Origin of the sequence: Streptomyces sp. NPDC059852 (assembly GCF_042731455.1) — a bacterium.
Classification (GTDB): domain Bacteria; phylum Actinomycetota; class Actinomycetes; order Streptomycetales; family Streptomycetaceae; genus Streptomyces.
Window position 1 is genome coordinate 198,140 of record NZ_JBHWJK010000006.1, and the last position, 16,766, is coordinate 214,905.

The window sequence follows — 16,766 nt, forward strand, 5'->3', positions numbered from 1 at the left end:
CCGCGTCCTCACGGGGTCCGCTCAGCGCCGCTCCGGCTTCGCGCTGCGCGACATCAGCTCCTTCAGCGCGACGACCGGCGGCTTGCCCTCGTGCACGATCCCTACGACCGTCTCCGTGATCGGCATGTCCACCCCGTGCCTGCGGGCCAGATCCAGCACGGACTCGCAGGACTTGACGCCCTCGGCGGTCTGCTTGGTGACGGCGATGGTCTCCTGCAGGGTCATGCCCTTGCCGAGGTTGGTGCCGAAGGTGTGGTTGCGTGACAGCGGCGAGGAGCAGGTGGCCACCAGGTCACCGAGGCCGGCGAGCCCGGAGAACGTCAGCGGGTCCGCGCCCAGCGCCATCCCGAGTCGCGTCGTCTCGGCGAGGCCGCGGGTGATCAGGGAGCCCTTGGCGTTGTCGCCGAGACCCATGCCGTCCGCGATGCCGACGGCGAGGCCGATGACGTTCTTCACGGCACCGCCGAGCTCGCACCCCACCACGTCGGTGTTGGTGTACGGGCGGAAGTACGGCGTGTGGGAATGCGTCTGGAGCCGCTGGGCGACGGCCTCGTCGGTGCAGGCGACGACCGCGGCGGCCGGCATCCGGGCGGCGATCTCCCGCGCCAGGTTGGGTCCGGTGACGACGGCGACGCGGTCCTGGCCGACCTTGGCGACGTCCTCGATGACCTCGCTCATCCGCATCGCGGAGCCGAGTTCGACGCCCTTCATCAGGGAGACGAGGACGGTGCCCGGGGCGAGCAGCGGGGTCCAGTCGGCCAGGTTGGCGCGCAGGGTCTGCGAGGGGACGGCGAGGACGGTGAAGTCGGCGTCACGGGTGGCCTCGGCGGCGTCCGTGGTGGCCCGCAGGTTACGGGGCAGTTCGACGCCGGGCAGGTAGTCCGGGTTGGTCCGGGTGGAGTTGACCGCGTCGGCCAGGCCGGCGCGCCGGGCCCACAGGGTCACCTCGCAGCCGGCGTCGGCGAGGACCATGCCGAAGGCGGTGCCCCACGATCCCGTGCCCATGACGGCCGCCTTGACGGGCTTGCTCACGTGCCCTGCCCCTCCTCCTGCTCGGCCTGCTCGTCCTGAGCCCGCCGGCTCTGCGCGGTGGTCCTGCGGCGCTGCTCGATGCGCTCACGGCGCGGGTCGTAGGGCACGTCGGGCGCCTTCTCCCCGCGGATCTCCTCGAGCTGCCGGGTGATCGCGGCCATGATGACCTCGGTCGCCCCCTTCAGCAGCTCGGGAGTCATCTCCCGGCCGTAGAACGCCGAGAGGTCGACCGGGGGGCCGGCGAGCACCCGGTGCGTCTTGCGCGGGAACAGGTGCGGCTTCTTCGCATAGGGCGGCAGCAGTTCGTTGGCGCCCCACTGCGCGACCGGGATCACCGGGCACCTGGTCTGCAGCGCGACCCGCGCGGCACCGGTCTTGCCGGTCATGGGCCACAGGTCCGGGTCGCGGGTGAGGGTGCCCTCCGGGTAGAACGCCACGCACTCGCCGCGCTCGACCGCGTCGATCGCCGCGCGGAAGGCGCTCAGCGCGTCCGTGGTCTCCCGGTAGACGGGGATCTGCCCGGTGCCGCGCATCGCGGCGCCGACGAATCCCTTCTTGAAAAGGCCGCTCTTCGCCAGGAATCGCGGAACCCTGCCGGTGTTGTACTGAAAGTGCGCGTACGCGAAGGGATCGATGTGCGAATTGTGGTTCACCGCGGTGATAAATCCGCCCTCGGCCGGAATGTGCTCCATTCCGCGCCAGTCCCGCTTGATCAGAGCCACCAGCGGCGGTTTGCAGATCACCGCGGCGAAGCGGTACCAGAAGCCGATTCTGCGGCGGGGCACGCGGACACCTTCCTCTAGGAAATCGACGACATCGGGCCGGGGGGCCGCACAAGTGTCGCCCCAGGCCGCCGGTCTGTCGAGAACACTACGCCCGCCCGTTGCGCGCCCCCACCCCTCCAGGGCGCCGCGTCCGCCGCCGCGACCCGCGGCCGCCGGACGTCCCCGGGGACGACTGGGCGACAATGACCGCGACGAGAGAGGGACGGAACGCCGGTGCAGTGGACCTTGGTCGTACCCCTGAAGCCCTTGGCACGGGCGAAGAGCAGGCTGTCGGACACCGCGGCCGACGCGCTGCGCCCGGAGCTGGCCCTCGCCTTCGCCCAGGACACCGTCGCGGCCGCGCTGGCCTGCTCGGCGGTGAAGGATGTGGCCGTCGTCACGGACGACGTGCGGGCGGGCCGCGAGCTGGCGCTGCTCGGCGCCCACATCGTCGCCGACGAACCGCGCGGCGGTCTCAACGCGGCGCTGGCGCACGCGGCCGCCGCGGTGCGCGCCGCCCGCCCCGAGGCGGCGGTGGCCGCGCTGAACGCCGACCTGCCCGCCCTGCGCCCGCTGGAATTGGCCCGGGTCCTGGACGCGGCGGCGGAATTCCCGCGCGCCTTTCTCGCGGACGCAGCGGGCACCGGTACGACCCTGCTGACCGCGGCGCCCGGAAACGCGCTGCGGCCGGAATTCGGGGAGGACTCGCGCGCCCGGCACCGCGCCTGCGGCGCACGGGAACTGCCCCTCCACGATGTGGACTCCGTGCGCCAGGACGTGGACACCGGCGCGGATCTGCGGGCCGCCCTGGCGCTGGGTGTCGGCCCGCGCACGGCCCAGGTGGCGGCCCGGCTGCTCACCGAGGGCGCCTGAGGAGCGGCAGCGCGCCCGGCGAACACCCTCTCGCGGCCCCCCGGCAGAGCGCATAGGCTGCGAACATGCAGGCCACCGCATACACCTACGACGCCGACACCCGCTCCGGCAGTGTGCTGCTGGACGACGGGACGCCCGTCCCCTTCGACGCCCCGGCCTTCGACGCGGGCGGCCTGCGGCTGTTGCGGCCCGGACAGCGGGTCCGCATCGAGACGGAGGGCGACGGCGGTTCGCTGCGCGTGACGCTGGTGACGCTGCAGACCTTCTGAGCCCGCGCGGGCCGGACACCTGCCGGGAAACGCCGCGGGCCGGACTCCCCGCGGAGTCCGGCCCGGCGCGTGAGTGCCCCTGCGGTTCTACCTCTTGCGGGCGGTCGCCTTGGCGGTGGTCTTGCGAGCCGTCGACTTCTTGGCGGGCGCCTTCTTGGCGGTGGCCTTCTTCGCCGGGGCCTTCTTGGCCGCCGTCTTCTTCGCCGTCGCCGTGGTCTTCTTCGCCGTCGTCTTCTTGGCGGCGGCCGTCGTCGTCTTCTTCGCCGGCGCCTTCTTCGCGGCCGTCTTCTTCGCCGTCGCCGTCGTCTTCTTCGCCGTCGTCTTCTTGGCGGCAGCCGTGGTCTTCTTCGCGGCGGCCTTGGTGGTCTTCTTGGCGGCGGCCTTCTTGACCGTGGCCGAGGCACCGCCGGTCAGGCTGCCCTTCGGCGCCTTCTTCACGGAGACCTCTCCGCCGCGCGGCAGCTTCTTCGAGCCGCTCACCAGGTCCTTGAAGCCCTGACCGGCGCGGAAGCGGGGAACCGAGGTCTTCTTGACCCGAACCCGCTCGCCCGTCTGAGGGTTGCGGGCGTACCGGGCCGGGCGGTCGACCTTCTCGAACGAACCGAAGCCGGTGACCGAGACCCGCTCCCCCGCCACGACGGCGCGGACGATCGCGTCCAGTACGTGGTCGACAGCATCGGCGGCCTGCTGGCGGCCGCCCATCTTGTCGGCAATCGCTTCTACGAGCTGCGCCTTGTTCACGTCTTCCCCTTCGGAGACATCGCCAGAACGAAAGTGTTCAAGCTTTTTCGCACGTTAGGCAGATATATACCGCAAATCAAACACGAAACGGGCTAATCACCCTTGTGCCGCAACAGACTCGACTGCCTCGAAGGTGTTCTCAGCGTTCCTCTTCGGGGAATCGCCCCGCGTCGAGGTCCGCGACGAACCGCTCCAGACGCCTTGCCGCTTCGGCGACGTCGTGCTTGGCCGCGGCCGTAATGACCAGCAGCTTCCGGGTCAGCGCCATCCGTACGCCCTCCGGGACTTGCAGTGCGCGCACGCTCGCGTGCGCTTCCTTGAGTTGGTCCGCGACCGCCGCATAGAGCTCGAGTTGGCCGTCGTGTTCCATGCACAGATTGTGCCATCTGGGGCGAGTTGTCGCCTGCCAGGGGTGCAACTCCGGCCTCAGTTGGCCTTCCGGGCACTTGCGGAAGCCGCGGTGACATCACTCGCGTACCCTGGCAACACCCCTCGTAACGTGGGGTGTTGCCGGCGGCGCCGGGATCGCGCAGGGCCGTTCGGGTGCAGACATGGCAGTACCCCCGATCGGACCGATCGGGGGTACTGCGGGTGTGTTGGGGTGGCCGAAAGTCGCCTTGCGCGGCGTCCGGATCAGCCCTGGAGGGTGCGCGGCTTGAACGACGGCCGCTTCGCCTCGTAGGCCGCGATGTCGGCCTCGTTCTGGAGGGTGATCGAGATGTCGTCGAGGCCGTTCAGCAGCCGCCAGCGCGAGTTCTCGTCCAGCTCGAAGGAGGCGGTGATGCCCTCGGCGCGCACCTCACGCGCCTCGAGGTCCACCGTGACCTCGGTCGTGGGGTCGTTCTCGGTGAGCTCCCACAGCGCGTCCACGATCTTCTGGTCCAGCACGACCGTGAGCAGGCCGTTCTTCAGCGAGTTGCCGCGGAAGATGTCGGCGAAGCGGGACGAGATCACGGCCTTGAAGCCGTAGTTCTGCAGCGCCCAGACGGCGTGCTCACGGGAGGAGCCGGTGCCGAAGTCGGGGCCGGCGACCAGCACCGTGGCGCCTTCGCGCTCGGGGCGGTTGAGCACGAACTCCGGGTCCTTGCGCCAGGCCTCGAACAGCCCGTCCTCGAAGCCGTCCCTGGTCACCTTCTTGAGCCAGTGAGCAGGGATGATCTGGTCGGTGTCGACGTTGGAGCGGCGCAGCGGGACGGCCCGGCCGGTGTGCGTGGTGAATGCTTCCATGACTGATCAGACTCCAGCGGGCGTACGGGTCTCGGCGTCGGACAGGTCGGCCGGGGAGGCCAGGTGGCCCAGGATCGCGGTGGCCGCCGCGACCTGCGGCGACACCAGATGCGTACGGCCGCCCTTGCCCTGCCGGCCCTCGAAGTTGCGGTTGGACGTGGACGCCGAGCGCTCGCCGGGGGCCAGCTGGTCGGGGTTCATGCCCAGGCACATCGAGCAGCCCGCGTGCCGCCACTCGGCGCCGGCCTCCTTGAAGACGACGTCCAGGCCCTCGGAGACGGCCTGCAGACCGACCCGGGCGGAGCCGGGGACGACCAGCATCCGTACGCCGTCGGCGACTTTGCGGCCCTTGACGAGCTCGGCGGCGGCCCGCAGGTCCTCGATGCGGCCGTTGGTGCACGAGCCTACGAAGACGGTGTCCACCTTGATGGAGCTCAGCGGCTGACCGGCCTCCAACCCCATGTACTCCAGGGCCTTTTCGGCGGCCAGGCGCTCCGAAGCGTCTTCGTACGAAGCCGGGTCGGGGACGGACGCCGAAAGCGGCGCGCCCTGGCCCGGGTTGGTGCCCCAGGTGACGAACGGCGACAGCTCGGAGGCGTCGATGACCACCTCGGCGTCGAACTCGGCGTCGTCGTCCGTCCTCAGCGTCTTCCAGTACGCGACGGCCGCGTCCCAGTCCTCGCCCTTCGGCGCGTGCGGACGGCCCTCGAGGTAGTCGAAGGTGGTCTGGTCGGGGGCGATCATGCCCGCGCGGGCGCCGGCCTCGATCGACATGTTGCAGATGGTCATGCGGGCCTCCATCGAGAGCTTCTCGATGGCGGAACCGCGGTACTCCAGGACGTATCCCTGGCCGCCGCCGGTGCCGATCCGGGCGATGATCGCCAGGATGAGGTCCTTGGCGGTGACACCCTCGGGCAGCTCGCCGTCGACCGTGATGGCCATGGTCTTCGGGCGGCTCATGGGCAGCGTCTGGGTGGCCAGCACATGCTCCACCTGGGAGGTGCCGATGCCGAACGCCAGACCGCCGAACGCCCCGTGCGTGGAGGTGTGCGAGTCGCCGCAGACCACGGTCATGCCGGGCTGCGTCAGACCGAGCTGCGGGCCGACGACGTGGACGACGCCCTGCTCGACGTCGCCCAGCGGGTGCAGCCGGACACCGAACTCGGCGGCGTTCTTGCGCAGGGTCTCCAGCTGGACGCGGGAGACGGGGTCCGCGATGGGCTTGTCGATGTCGAGGGTCGGGGTGTTGTGATCCTCGGTCGCGATGGTGAGGTCGAGCCGGCGCACCTGCCGGCCGGTCTTGCGCAGACCGTCGAAGGCCTGCGGACTGGTCACCTCGTGCAGCAGGTGCAGATCGATGAAGAGGAGGTCGGGCTCGCCCTCGGCGCGCCGGACGACGTGGTCGTCCCAGACCTTCTCCGCGAGTGTCCTACCCATCGCTTTCCCTTCGGCCGGTCTACGGTCCACCGGCCCAACTAGAGATCTTGAGAAGGCGACCGCCGTCCGTGCCCCTGCTTCCGGACGTCCGCCGCCAGGCCCGTTCTGGTCCACGGGCCGCTGTGCCTTCGTGACATCCAGAGTGGCGTGTTCCACGGGAAATTGAACTTGCGTTTCACAGAGTGAGACGCGAGTATCGTTGCATGGACAACAGTAGCGGCGTCGGCGTCCTGGACAAGGCAGCCCTTGTCCTGAGCGCCCTGGAGTCCGGCCCGGCCACCCTCGCGGGACTCGTCTCGGCCACCGGACTCGCACGACCCACGGCACATCGGCTGGCCGTGGCATTGGAACACCACCGGCTGGTGGCGCGCGACATGCAGGGCCGTTTCATTCTCGGCCCCCGGCTCGCGGAACTGGCCGCGGCGGCGGGTGAGGACCGTCTCCTCGCGACCGCCGGCCCGGTCCTCACGCATCTGCGGGACGTCACGGGCGAGAGCGCCCAGCTCTACCGCCGCCAGGGCGACATGCGCATCTGCGTCGCCGCGGCGGAGCGGCTGTCCGGCCTGCGGGACACGGTCCCGGTCGGCTCGACGCTGACGATGAAGGCGGGCTCGTCCGCGCAGATCCTGATGGCCTGGGAGGAGCCCGAGCGGCTGCACCGCGGCCTGCAGGGCGCCCGCTTCACGGCCACCGCCCTCTCCGGCGTACGGCGCCGCGGCTGGGCCCAGTCGATCGGCGAGCGCGAGCCGGGTGTCGCGTCCGTCTCCGCGCCGGTGCGCGGCCCGTCGAACCGCGTGGTGGCCGCCGTGTCGGTCTCCGGCCCCATCGAGCGCCTCACGCGCCACCCGGGCCGCATGCACGCCCAGGCGGTCATCGACGCCGCCTCCCGTCTGTCCGAGGCCCTGCGCCGCACGGGCTGACCCCGCCGCCGACGACGTACCCACGCCGTCGGTCCGTGATCCGCCTCAACGCCGCGGCGGATCACGGACCGACGGCACGAGCTTTGACGCCCCCTGGGCTGGTGCGCGCCCGGTTCTGCCCCGCCTGCCGCTCCCTGGTCGTGGCGGTCGCGGCCCTGCGGCGCCTCGGCTACGACCGGCACCCTCAACTGCTGCCGTCCCAGGCCCGGTTGATGCACGGAGCGGCCGTCCTCGACCTGGACTTCGTGGAGATCCGCGCGTCGGAGGCCGAGAAGGTCGAGACGGCGGTGCTGGGCGCGGTCCTCGTGGAACCGATGCTCCAGGCGGGAACACGGCGAAGGCCCCCCGCCGAAGCGGAGGGCCTTCTCGCTGTACCCCCGACCGGATTCGAACCGGCGCTACCGCCTTGAGAGGGCGGCGTGCTAGGCCGCTACACAACGGGGGCGAGGATCGTACGTTTCCGCAGATCCGAGCTGGTCTACCTGGACTCGAACCAAGACTAACTGAACCAGAATCAGTCGTGCTGCCAATTACACCATAGACCAATGTGGTTTAGACCAGTTTGTACCCCCGACCGGATTCGAACCGGCGCTACCGCCTTGAGAGGGCGGCGTGCTAGGCCGCTACACAACGGGGGCCCTAGCGATCCTGCATCGAGGTCGGTGGGAGCTACCCGAGCCGTCCTCGCGGGAAGGATCTGTACCCCCGACCGGATTCGAACCGGCGCTACTGCCTTGAGAGGGCAGCGTGCTAGGCCGCTACACAACGGGGGCTTTGCGGATGGATCTCCGCGGCGCAGATGAGCTCTGCGAGCTGGCCTACCTGGACTCGAACCAAGACTAACTGAACCAGAATCAGTCGTGCTGCCAATTACACCATAGGCCACTGGAACGCAAGCCCCGGAGGGGATCTTGTTCTAGTTCGCTCCCCCGGTTCCCGGCCTTTCGGCCCGCTCCCCGGCGGCGCAGGAAGAACATTACCTGAACGTGGGCCGGGCTCCAAAACGGGTATCGGCGCCGAGCAGGGCGGGGAGTTCGGCGAGCGAGGCGATCCGGTGGGGGCCGGCGGCCCTGTCATCGGCGGTGTACACGCCGTCACGGTCGATCCAGACCGACAGCAGCCCGGCGTCCGCGGCGCCCCGACCGTCGATCAGCGGATGGTCGCCGACGTAGGCCACCTGGTGCGGGGCGAGCCGCAGGGCCGCGCAGGCGGCGTGGAAGGCGCCGGCCTCCGGCTTGGACACGCCGAGCTCGGCGGCGCACAGGATGGCCTCGAAGCGGTCGTGGACGCCCAGCACCCGCAGTTTGCGGTCCTGCACGTGCAGGCTGGAGTTGGACAGCACCGCGTGCCGGTGGCTGGCCGCGAGGGCGTCCAGGACCGGCAGGACGTCCGGGAACAGCGCCCAGGCCGTCTCGTAGTGCGCGACGTAGCGGTCGAACCAGGCGTCCGCGCCGGCGTCGTCCAGCTCCTCGCCGAGGAAGGCCCGCACCCGGTCGCGGCGCTGCGCCTGGAAGGTCGCCTCGCCGGCCGCGAAGCGCGCCCACTGGGCGTCGGTGACCTCGCGCCAGAGCGTCAGGGCCCGCTCGGCGCTCCCGTACCGCTCGAGCAGCCCCTCGGCCGCCAGGTGCGCGCGCATCCCGGCCCGGTCGGCCGCCGTGTAGTCGAAGAGCGTGTCGTCCACGTCCCAGACCACCGCGCGAATGCTCATGATCCGACGGTAGCGCGCGCCACCGGGGCCTGTCCGGGGATCATGCCGGGCAGGCCCGGCAGGTCGGTCAGACCGGGGCGCCGGCCTCGGCCGGGGCCACGAAGAAGTCGGTGACGAAGCAGGTGACCTCGCCGTCGGCGCCGCGGCCCGTCCAGGTCGGGTAGGCGCCGTCGCCCCAGCCCGAGGTGAAGGCGGCCAGGGTGTGCCCGGTGCCGGGGGACCTGATCAGGTGGGGCCCCTCGGACCAGTCGCTGTCCTCGAAGGCGTCCCACAGCGGCCCCTCGTCCTCCTGCGCCTCCGGGAAGCCCTCCTCGGCCGCGGCGTCGTAGAAGCAGCCGGTGCCGGCGTCGACGCCGTAGCCGTAGAACTCGTCGTCCCCGAGATCGGCCGGGTCCTGGCCGGGGAGCAGGGCCAGCTCCCACATCACGGTCGGTTCGTCGCGGATGACCAGGCGGGCCGCCGCCACCCGGCGGTGGGGGCGGTCGGACGGGGCCTCGCCGGGGCGGGTGAGGGTGGCGACGGCGGCCTCGACGCGGTAGCGGCCGGGGGCGACGGTGACCGTGAAGGGCTCTATGTCGCCGGTGCCCAGGTACACGAAGGGGTCGCAGGCGACGACGCGGCCGGTGGGCAGGTCCAGCTCGCCGCCGTCGGCCACGTGGATCACGCCGGTGGTCCCGGAGGGGTGGCCGAACGTGCTGCCCGGCGTGAACAGCCAGGTGTAGTCGCGAGGGGACATCGGCATGGCGGCGCGCCTTCCTGATCAAGGAACTCGATGCGGGGAACCGTAGCCGGGCCCACTGACATCGCCGCCGACGACGAAGGGGCGGCCCCCGCGTGCTGCGGGGGCCGCCCCTCACGGGCGCGCGGGGATCAGGCCGCGGACAGCTTCGCCAGCGCCGCGTCGATCCGGGCCAGCGTCTTCTCCTGGCCCAGGACCTCCAGGGACTCGAAGAGCGGCAGGCCGACCGTGCGGCCGGTGACGGCGACGCGGACCGGGGCCTGGGCCTTGCCGAGCTTGAGGCCGTGGGCCTCGCCGGCGGCCAGGACGGCCTCCTTCAGCGACTCGGCGGAGGACCAGTCGGCGGCCTCCAGCTTCTCGCGGGCGGTGCGCAGCAGGGCGTCGGAGCCCTCCTTCATGGCCTTGGTCCAGGACGCCTCGTCGAAGACCGGCTCCGGCAGGAACAGGAAGTCGACGTTGTCGGTGATCTCGGACAGGACCTTGAGCCGGGTCTGCGCGTGCGGGGCGATCGCCTGCCACTTGGCCTCGTCGAACGCCTCCGTGGCCCACGGGGCCACGGGGGCCTGGAGCCACGGGCGGCAGCGCTCGGCGAAGTCCTTCACGTCGAGCAGCCGGATGTGGTCGGCGTTGATCGCCTCGCACTTCTTCAGGTCGAAGCGGGCCGGGTTCGGGTTGACGTCCTCGATCTCGAAGGCCGCGACCATCTCGTCGATGCTGAAGATGTCCTGGTCGGCGGAGAGCGACCAGCCGAGCAGCGAGAGGTAGTTGAGCAGGCCCTCGGGCAGGAAGCCGCGCTCGCGGTAGAGGTTCAGCGAGGACTGCGGGTCGCGCTTGGAGAGCTTCTTGTTGCCCTCGCCCATCACGTACGGCAGGTGGCCGAAGGCCGGGGTCCCCTTGGCGACGCCCAGTTCGGTGAGCGCCTTGTAGAGGGCGATCTGACGAGGCGTGGAGGAGAGCAGGTCCTCGCCGCGCAGGACGTGGGTGATCTCCATGAGGGCGTCGTCGACCGGGTTGACCAGCGTGTACAGCGGGGCCCCGTTGGCCCGGACGATGCCGTAGTCCGGCACGTTCTCGGGGAGGTAGGTGATCTCGCCGCGGACCAGGTCCGTGAAGGTGATCGGCTCGTCGGGCATCCGGAAGCGGACGATCGGCGTGCGGCCCTGGGCCTTGTACTCCTCGACCTGGGCGTCGGTGAGCGCACGGCAGTGCCCGTCGTAGCCGGACGGCTTGCCGGCGGCGCGGGCGGCCTCACGGCGGGTGTCCAGCTCCTCCTGGGAGCAGTAGCAGTGGTAGGCGTGGCCGGCGTCGAGCAGCTTGGCGGCGACGTCCTTGTAGAGGTCCATCCGCTGCGACTGGCGGTACGGCGCGTGCGGGCCGCCGACCTCGGGGCCCTCGTCCCAGTCGAAGCCCAGCCAGCGCATGGCGTCCAGCAGCTGGTTGTAGGACTCCTCGGAGTCGCGGGCCGCGTCGGTGTCCTCGATACGGAAGACCAGCGTGCCCTGGTGGTGCTTGGCGAACGCCCAGTTGAACAGGGCGGTGCGGACCAGGCCCACATGGGGGTTACCGGTGGGCGACGGGCAGAAACGGACGCGAACTGGGGAGCCTGATGCGCTAGCCACGCTTGACAACCTTGTTGGTGAGAGTGCCGATGCCTTCGATGGTGACGGCGACGTCGTCGCCGACGCTGAGGGGTCCGACGCCTGCCGGGGTGCCCGTGAGGATGACGTCGCCGGGGAGCAGCGTCATGGCCTCGGAGATGTTGACGACCAGGTCCTCGATGGAGTGGATCATCTCGCTGGTGCGGCCGAGCTGGCGCTGTTCGCCGTTGACCGTGAGCTGGATCGTCAGGTCGGACGCCGTCCCGATGTCCAGTCCGGTCTCCACCCAGGGGCCGAGCGGGCAGGAGCTGTCGAAGCCCTTGGCCCGCGCCCACTGCTTCTCGCGCTTCTGGACGTCCCGCGCGGTGATGTCGTTGGCGCAGGTGTAGCCGAAGATCACGTCCTTGACGCGCTCGCGCGGGACCTCGCGGCACAGCCGGCCGATGACGACGGCGAGTTCCGCCTCGTGGTGGAGGTCCTGGGTGAAGGACGGGTACTGGATGTCGTCGCCGGGGCCGATCACCGAGGTGGACGGCTTGAAGAAGGCGAACGGGGCGTCGGGCACCTCGTTGCCGAGTTCACGGGCGTGCTCGGCGTAGTTGCGGCCGAAGGCCACGACCTTGCTGGGGAGGACCGGCGGCAGGAGCCTGACCTTGCTCAGCGGCACCTTCGTGCCGGAGAGCTCGAAGTCCGTGAACGGGATGCCCTTGATGATGTCGAGGACGTATTCGTCCGGCCTGTCGCCCTCGACCGCGCCGAAGGCGACGTTCCCGTCGATGGAGAATCTGGCGATGCGCACGGGATCCTGCGCCCCTCACTTGAAGCCGGCTGGAGTCTGACGCTCCAGGCTAGCGCGGTGAGGCGTCCGCGCCTCGCGCGAGCGGCGCGGACGCCGGGGCCGTCGTGACGGATCCCTCGGGCGGGCGCTCGTCCGCCGATGAACGACATGCCGCCCGAGTCCGTACTAACCGGCGACGGTGGTCGCGGGGAGTTCCTGAAGGATGGTGCGCTTGGGGTTGGCGGTCTGAGCGGGGAGGTCGAGGGAGTGCTCCGGCTGCTCGGGGAGGCGCAGTTCGTCGGCGCTGCCGAGGTGGGCCAGCTTCGTGCGCCGCGGGTTGGCTATGGTGTGGATCATCGTCGTCTTCACGGTCGTACCGAGTCCTGTCGTGACGAAGCGCCCGGATACGGGCCTCTCGGGGCCTGCGTCCGGACGCGGGTGGGCAGAAACATCCCTCTTGTAAAGCGTCAGGCTAAACATCCGCTTCCCGGAGAAGTCGTGAAGACCCCTTGATCTGGGTGTGAGTTTCCTCACGCCCAGATGCATAATCCGGGCAATTCAGGCCCGCTCTCCGGGGCGGGGAAACGGACAATCGCCCCCTGAACCCATCATTCCGCTCCTGATCATGGCGACTGGGGCACTGTGCGCCCGAAAGCGACTCGCGGACCTATGTCCGTTCTGAGCCGAATGACGATCCACGGCAGGTAATCCCGCACTCACGCGGTGTCACGTATGTCACGGCTCGACCTACGGGCCTTGTTGGAGATCCTGCACTGTGCTGGAATTCCACGGACCGCCGCAGGATCGAGCCGGCGCACAGGGGGCGCATCGACGCGCCGAGTGGCGGCGAGAAGGGGGAGCCAGCGCCGGTCACTCACGACCACCAGGGAGCGTGTTCAGGACGCTCCCCAATACGCCGACACCGTGTCCGACCGCTCACGCGGAAGGGCGCCTGGTCCAGAGGTTGCGACGCTAGTGCAGGGACGTTTCAAGAGGGATGGCAGCGCTTCGGCGGAGCCGGAGCACGGCGGGACCGACCGAGGTCCCTCGCCCCAGCACGCCCAGACCCAGGGCCCGGCCCCGTCGGTCGACGGCGGTGAGCGCTCCGGGCGCCCCGCCGTGTCGGCGTCCCCGGGTACCGCGGTTCCCCCGCCTCCGACGAAGAAGCCGGCCAAGGGCGAGGTCGGCCCGGGCTCACGAATAGCCCTGCGCAACTGGCGTATCTCCACGCGCCTCGTCGCGCTGCTGACGCTCCCCGTGGTCGCGGCCACCTCGCTGGGCGCCCTGCGCATCAGCGACAACATGGACGACATCCAGCAGCTGGAGAACATGCGGCTGCTGACGGACATGACCAAGCGGGCCACCGAGCTCGCCCACGCCCTCCAGGAGGAGCGCGACCAGTCCGCCGGTCCGCTCGCCCACGGCGCCAAGTCGACCGACTACACGGTCAAGGGCTACCGCGACAAGACGGACCGCGCCGCGCAGAGCTTCCGCGACGCCTCCGAGGAGATCGACGACCAGAGCAAGGACGGCAGCCTCAAGGGCGTCCGCGACAACATCGTCCAGCTCATCCGCGAACTCGGCACGCTCTCCGAGGTCCGCGGCACGGCGTTCCAGGCCGACGGCAACTCCACGCAGACCGTGGAGGCCTACCACCGGCTGATCACCCACCTGCTGGACCTCTCCCAGGACATGGCCGAGGCGACCAGCAACCCGGACATGATCCAGAGCACCCGCGCCCTGGCGTCGTTCTCCTCCGCCAAGGAGTACGCCTCCATCCAGCGCGCGGTCCTCGCCGCGGCCCTGCCGGCGAACAACACCGCCGACGCCGACCTCTCGGACAACGACCGCCTCTACGCCGACTCCGCGCTGGAGAGCCAGAAGTCCGAGCTCCGCTCCTTCAAGAGCATCTACGGCAGCGAGCCCGCCGAGGAGCTGCTCAAGCCGATCGGCGACGGCAACCCGACGATCAAGGCCAGCGACACCTACGCCACCCGCGCCCTGACCTCGGCGACCGGTCTCGCCTCGCTGGACAAGCGCTCCTACCGGGACTGGGTGGACGACAGCACCACCAAGATCCAGGGCATGCGCGCCATCGAGACCACGCTGCTCGAGGAGATGGAGCAGAAGGCCCGCGAGCTGCGCAACGAGTCGGAGAGCGAAGCGATCATCTCCGGTGCGCTGATCCTGCTCGTGCTCGGTGTGTCGCTGGTCGGCGCGTTCGTCGTGGCCCGCTCCATGATCCGTTCGCTGCGCCGCCTCGAGGAGACCGCCACCAAGGTCGCCCAGGACCGGCTGCCCGAGCTGGTCAAGCAGCTCTCCGAGGCCGACCCGCAGGACGTCGACACGTCCGTGGAGTCGGTCGGTGTGCACTCCCGGGACGAGATCGGCCAGGTGGCCGCGGCCTTCGACGACGTGCACCGCGAGGCGGTCCGCCTCGCCGCCGAGCAGGCCCTCCTGCGGGGCAACGTCAACGCGATGTTCACCAACCTCTCGCGCCGCTCCCAGGGCCTCATCCAGCGTCAGCTCTCGCTCATCTCCGAACTGGAGTCCCGCGAGGCCGACCCGGACCAGCTGTCCTCGCTGTTCAAGCTCGACCACCTCGCGACGCGTATGCGCCGTAACGGTGAGAACCTCCTCGTCCTCGCGGGTGAGGAGCCCGGCCGCCGGTGGACCCGCCCGGTCCCCCTGGTCGACGTGCTCCGCGCCGCCGCGTCCGAGGTGGAGCAGTACGAGCGCATCGAGCTGGCCGCCGTGCCGACCACCGAAGTGGCCGGCCGTGTGGTCAACGACCTCGTGCACCTCCTCGCCGAGCTGCTCGAGAACGCCACCTCCTTCTCCTCGCCGCAGACCAAGGTCAAGGTCACCGGTCACGCGCTGCCCGACGGCCGCGTGCTGATCGAGATCCACGACACCGGTATCGGCCTCTCCCCCGAGGACCTCGCGGCGATCAACGAGCGGCTCGCCTCGCCGCCCACCGTGGACGTCTCGGTCTCCCGCCGCATGGGTCTGTTCGTGGTCGGCCGTCTGTCGCAGCGCCACGGCATCCGCATCCAGCTCCGCCCGTCCGACTCCGGTGGTACGACCGCGCTGGTCATGCTGCCGGTCGACGTCGCCCAGGGCGGCAAGAAGCCGGCCGGTGGCAAGCCCGGCCCGAACGGCCCCGGTGCCTCCGGTGGTCCCGCCGCCGCGCAGGCCGCCGCCGGTGCTGCGGCCGCGCGCCGTCAGGTGCAGTCCGGTGGCGGTGCCTTCGGCGGGGGTGCGCCCGGTGGCGGTGCCCCGGGCGGTGGCCGGCTCGGTGCCGGTCAGGGCCCGCGTGCGGCGCTGCCCGGGCGTGACGGCGGCGGTATGCAGGGTGGACCGGGCGCGCCGCGCGGACCGCAGGGCGGTCCCGGTGCTCCCGCGCAGGGCCGGCCGGCTCAGGCCGGTGCCGGGTTCGGTGGCCCGTCGCAGGGCGCCGGGCAGGGCATGCAGGGCAACGGTGGCGGTCAGGACATGTTCGGCGGCTCCCGCGGGACCGCCCCCGGACGCGACCAGTCCCGTCAGAGCGCCCCGACGCCTCCGCAGGCGCCGCCCGCCGCCGGCGAGCAGGGCCCCCGCCGTGGCCGCCGGCCGCAGCTGCCGCCGCGCGGCGGCGCGCGGGCCGAGCTGCCGGGCGGCAACCAGCCCTCGCGTCCCAGCTGGAGCGACGAGAACGCACAGCCCCCGGTGCCGCGCGCCTCGCTCGACGCCCCGCGCGGGCACGACGAGGACCCGGCGCAGCAGACCTCGCGGATGCCGCGGATCGACGACCGGCAGGGCCCGGCCTCCACCTCGGAGTTCGCCCGCCCGGACTTCGACGCCCAGGCGCCCGGCGGTTACGACCCGCAGAACACGGGTCAGTTCGCCCGCCCCAGTGCCGACGCGCAGCAGGACACCGGCCAGTTCGTCCGCCCGGACGTCTTCGGCACCAACGGCTCGGGGCAGTACAACGCCTCGCAGACGGGCCAGTTCGCCGTGCCGCAGGCCTACGACAACAGCTCGACCGGCCGGCACTCGCTGCCGGGCCAGCAGAGCCCGGAGTCGACCGGCCAGTTCGAGCGGCCCCAGGTCAACGGCAACGGCTCGTACGGCGGCAACACCGGCTACGGCGCCGGCCAGCAGCCCCCCGTCCCGCAGCAGCGTCCCGTGCGTCAGGAGCCCGAGGCCCTGCCGCCGGCGACCGGTCCCGGCGACGGCCGTACCCCGCTGTACGACACGCTCGAGACCAACTGGTTCCACGGCGGTCCGCAGGGACGCCAGCCGGGCACCGACACCCCGGCCGCCGCTCCGCAGCAGGAGCGTCCGGCCCCCGCGGAGCGGCCCCAGCCGTCCTCCGCCCCCCAGCGCTCCGCGTCGACCGCCTGGCGCAGCTCACCGAACGACGACCTCGTCCGGCAGGCTGAACGCGTCCGGCAGCCCGCCGCGGGCGGAGTCACCACCTCCGGCCTGCCGCGCCGGGTGCCCCGGGCGAACCTCGTCCCGGGCACGGCTCAGCAGCAACAGCACCAAAGCGGTCCGCAGGTCTCGCGTGCGCCCGATGACGTACGCGGCCGGCTGACCAATCTCCGTCGGGGCATCGCTCAGGGCCGTCAGGCCGGCGGCGGCCAGACCGGCAGCTTCCCGAGCCCCACTCACCAGCAGGAGCGTTAGTTGAGCCAG

At 71.1% G+C, this 16,766-nt stretch carries 15 protein-coding genes and 5 tRNA genes; 4 read left to right on the plus strand and 16 right to left on the minus strand.

The annotated features are described in order from the left end of the window. Positions 1-21 precede the first annotated feature (21 nt). Both ACFV46_RS10465 and ACFV46_RS10470 read right to left on the minus strand, forming a co-directional pair. Positions 22-1,032 carry an NAD(P)H-dependent glycerol-3-phosphate dehydrogenase gene (locus ACFV46_RS10465; RefSeq protein ID WP_361926946.1) on the minus strand — a complete coding sequence of 337 codons (1,011 nt, stop codon included), beginning with the start codon at positions 1,030-1,032 and terminating at the stop codon, positions 22-24. Then, the gene (locus ACFV46_RS10470; protein WP_361926943.1) at positions 1,029-1,817 is read right to left on the minus strand and encodes a lysophospholipid acyltransferase family protein; all 789 of its coding nucleotides are present in this window, start codon (positions 1,815-1,817) and stop codon (positions 1,029-1,031) included. Before ACFV46_RS10470 ends, ACFV46_RS10465 begins: the two co-directional genes overlap by 4 nt. Positions 1,818-2,030: 213 nt before the next feature. Here ACFV46_RS10470 and cofC point away from each other — a divergent pair, with 213 nt between their 5' ends. Together cofC and ACFV46_RS10480 are read left to right on the plus strand one after the other, a co-directional pair. Continuing rightward, a complete protein-coding gene (gene cofC, locus ACFV46_RS10475) occupies positions 2,031-2,669 on the plus strand; it encodes a 2-phospho-L-lactate guanylyltransferase (protein ID WP_376727390.1) in 639 nt (212 codons plus the stop codon). 65 nt (positions 2,670-2,734) lie between these two features. Next, the gene (locus ACFV46_RS10480; protein WP_055623327.1) at positions 2,735-2,938 is read left to right on the plus strand and encodes a hypothetical protein; all 204 of its coding nucleotides are present in this window, start codon (positions 2,735-2,737) and stop codon (positions 2,936-2,938) included. A gap of 87 nt (positions 2,939-3,025) precedes the next feature. Here the strand turns inward: ACFV46_RS10480 and ACFV46_RS10485 are convergent, their stop codons facing one another. The 4 genes from ACFV46_RS10485 to leuC form a co-directional block, all read right to left on the minus strand. Continuing rightward, entirely contained in the window at positions 3,026-3,679 is a 654-nt protein-coding gene (locus ACFV46_RS10485) for an HU family DNA-binding protein (RefSeq protein WP_361926939.1), read from the minus strand. A gap of 139 nt (positions 3,680-3,818) precedes the next feature. Continuing rightward, positions 3,819-4,049: a hypothetical protein gene (locus ACFV46_RS10490; protein ID WP_055623329.1), complete on the minus strand. Its 231-nt coding sequence runs from the start codon at positions 4,047-4,049 to the stop codon at positions 3,819-3,821. 263 nt (positions 4,050-4,312) lie between these two features. Further along, positions 4,313-4,906 (minus strand): 3-isopropylmalate dehydratase small subunit, encoded by a 594-nt coding sequence (gene leuD, locus ACFV46_RS10495; RefSeq protein ID WP_361926936.1) that lies wholly within the window; start codon positions 4,904-4,906, stop codon positions 4,313-4,315. A gap of 6 nt (positions 4,907-4,912) precedes the next feature. After that, on the minus strand, positions 4,913-6,343 hold the full coding sequence (gene leuC / locus ACFV46_RS10500; protein WP_361926933.1) for a 3-isopropylmalate dehydratase large subunit: 1,431 nt from the start codon (positions 6,341-6,343) through the stop codon (positions 4,913-4,915). 203 nt (positions 6,344-6,546) lie between these two features. Between leuC and ndgR the strand changes: the two genes are divergently transcribed. Beyond that, positions 6,547-7,263 carry an IclR family transcriptional regulator NdgR gene (gene ndgR, locus ACFV46_RS10505; RefSeq protein ID WP_055623332.1) on the plus strand — a complete coding sequence of 239 codons (717 nt, stop codon included), beginning with the start codon at positions 6,547-6,549 and terminating at the stop codon, positions 7,261-7,263. 372 nt (positions 7,264-7,635) lie between these two features. Here ndgR and ACFV46_RS10510 read toward each other — a convergent pair. The 10 genes from ACFV46_RS10510 to ACFV46_RS10555 form a co-directional block, all read right to left on the minus strand. Then, positions 7,636-7,708: transfer RNA gene (locus tag ACFV46_RS10510), tRNA-Glu, on the minus strand. A gap of 28 nt (positions 7,709-7,736) precedes the next feature. After that, positions 7,737-7,808, minus strand: a tRNA-Gln gene (locus ACFV46_RS10515). A 20-nt stretch (positions 7,809-7,828) separates the two neighbouring features. Further along, positions 7,829-7,901, minus strand: a tRNA-Glu gene (locus tag ACFV46_RS10520). Positions 7,902-7,963: 62 nt separating this feature from the next. Continuing rightward, positions 7,964-8,036, minus strand: a tRNA-Glu gene (locus tag ACFV46_RS10525). Between the two features lie 40 nt (positions 8,037-8,076). Further along, positions 8,077-8,148, minus strand: a tRNA-Gln gene (locus ACFV46_RS10530). A 91-nt stretch (positions 8,149-8,239) separates the two neighbouring features. Further along, complete coding sequence (locus ACFV46_RS10535) at positions 8,240-8,971, minus strand: HAD family hydrolase (protein WP_385497754.1); 732 nt, start codon at positions 8,969-8,971, stop codon at positions 8,240-8,242. Positions 8,972-9,038: 67 nt separating this feature from the next. Then, the gene (locus tag ACFV46_RS10540; protein ID WP_385497755.1) at positions 9,039-9,713 is read right to left on the minus strand and encodes a DUF4241 domain-containing protein; all 675 of its coding nucleotides are present in this window, start codon (positions 9,711-9,713) and stop codon (positions 9,039-9,041) included. A 128-nt stretch (positions 9,714-9,841) separates the two neighbouring features. Next, on the minus strand, positions 9,842-11,329 hold the full coding sequence (gene gltX / locus ACFV46_RS10545; protein WP_385497756.1) for a glutamate--tRNA ligase: 1,488 nt from the start codon (positions 11,327-11,329) through the stop codon (positions 9,842-9,844). Next, positions 11,322-12,107 (minus strand): fumarylacetoacetate hydrolase family protein, encoded by a 786-nt coding sequence (locus tag ACFV46_RS10550; protein ID WP_361926923.1) that lies wholly within the window; start codon positions 12,105-12,107, stop codon positions 11,322-11,324. The genes gltX and ACFV46_RS10550 overlap by 8 nt, the downstream gene beginning before the upstream one ends. Positions 12,108-12,272: 165 nt before the next feature. Continuing rightward, positions 12,273-12,455, minus strand: a complete 183-nt coding sequence (locus tag ACFV46_RS10555; RefSeq protein ID WP_376727396.1) for a hypothetical protein — start codon at positions 12,453-12,455, stop codon at positions 12,273-12,275. A gap of 606 nt (positions 12,456-13,061) precedes the next feature. Here ACFV46_RS10555 and ACFV46_RS10560 point away from each other — a divergent pair. Further along, positions 13,062-16,757 (plus strand): nitrate- and nitrite sensing domain-containing protein, encoded by a 3,696-nt coding sequence (locus ACFV46_RS10560; protein WP_385497757.1) that lies wholly within the window; start codon positions 13,062-13,064, stop codon positions 16,755-16,757. Positions 16,758-16,766: the final 9 nt, after the last annotated feature.

Bases quoted from the DNA above. Each gene is read 5' to 3' on its own strand.
- leuD (WP_361926936.1), bottom strand. From the start codon at position 4,906: ATGGAAGCATTCACCACGCACACCGGCCGGGCCGTCCCGCTGCGCCGC.
- ACFV46_RS10480 (WP_055623327.1), top strand. From the start codon at position 2,735: ATGCAGGCCACCGCATACACCTACGACGCCGACACCCGCTCCGGCAGT.
- ndgR (WP_055623332.1), top strand. From the start codon at position 6,547: ATGGACAACAGTAGCGGCGTCGGCGTCCTGGACAAGGCAGCCCTTGTC.
- ACFV46_RS10535 (WP_385497754.1), bottom strand. From the start codon at position 8,971: ATGAGCATTCGCGCGGTGGTCTGGGACGTGGACGACACGCTCTTCGAC.
- ACFV46_RS10540 (WP_385497755.1), bottom strand. From the start codon at position 9,713: ATGCCGATGTCCCCTCGCGACTACACCTGGCTGTTCACGCCGGGCAGC.
- ACFV46_RS10490 (WP_055623329.1), bottom strand. From the start codon at position 4,049: ATGGAACACGACGGCCAACTCGAGCTCTATGCGGCGGTCGCGGACCAA.
- leuC (WP_361926933.1), bottom strand. From the start codon at position 6,343: ATGGGTAGGACACTCGCGGAGAAGGTCTGGGACGACCACGTCGTCCGG.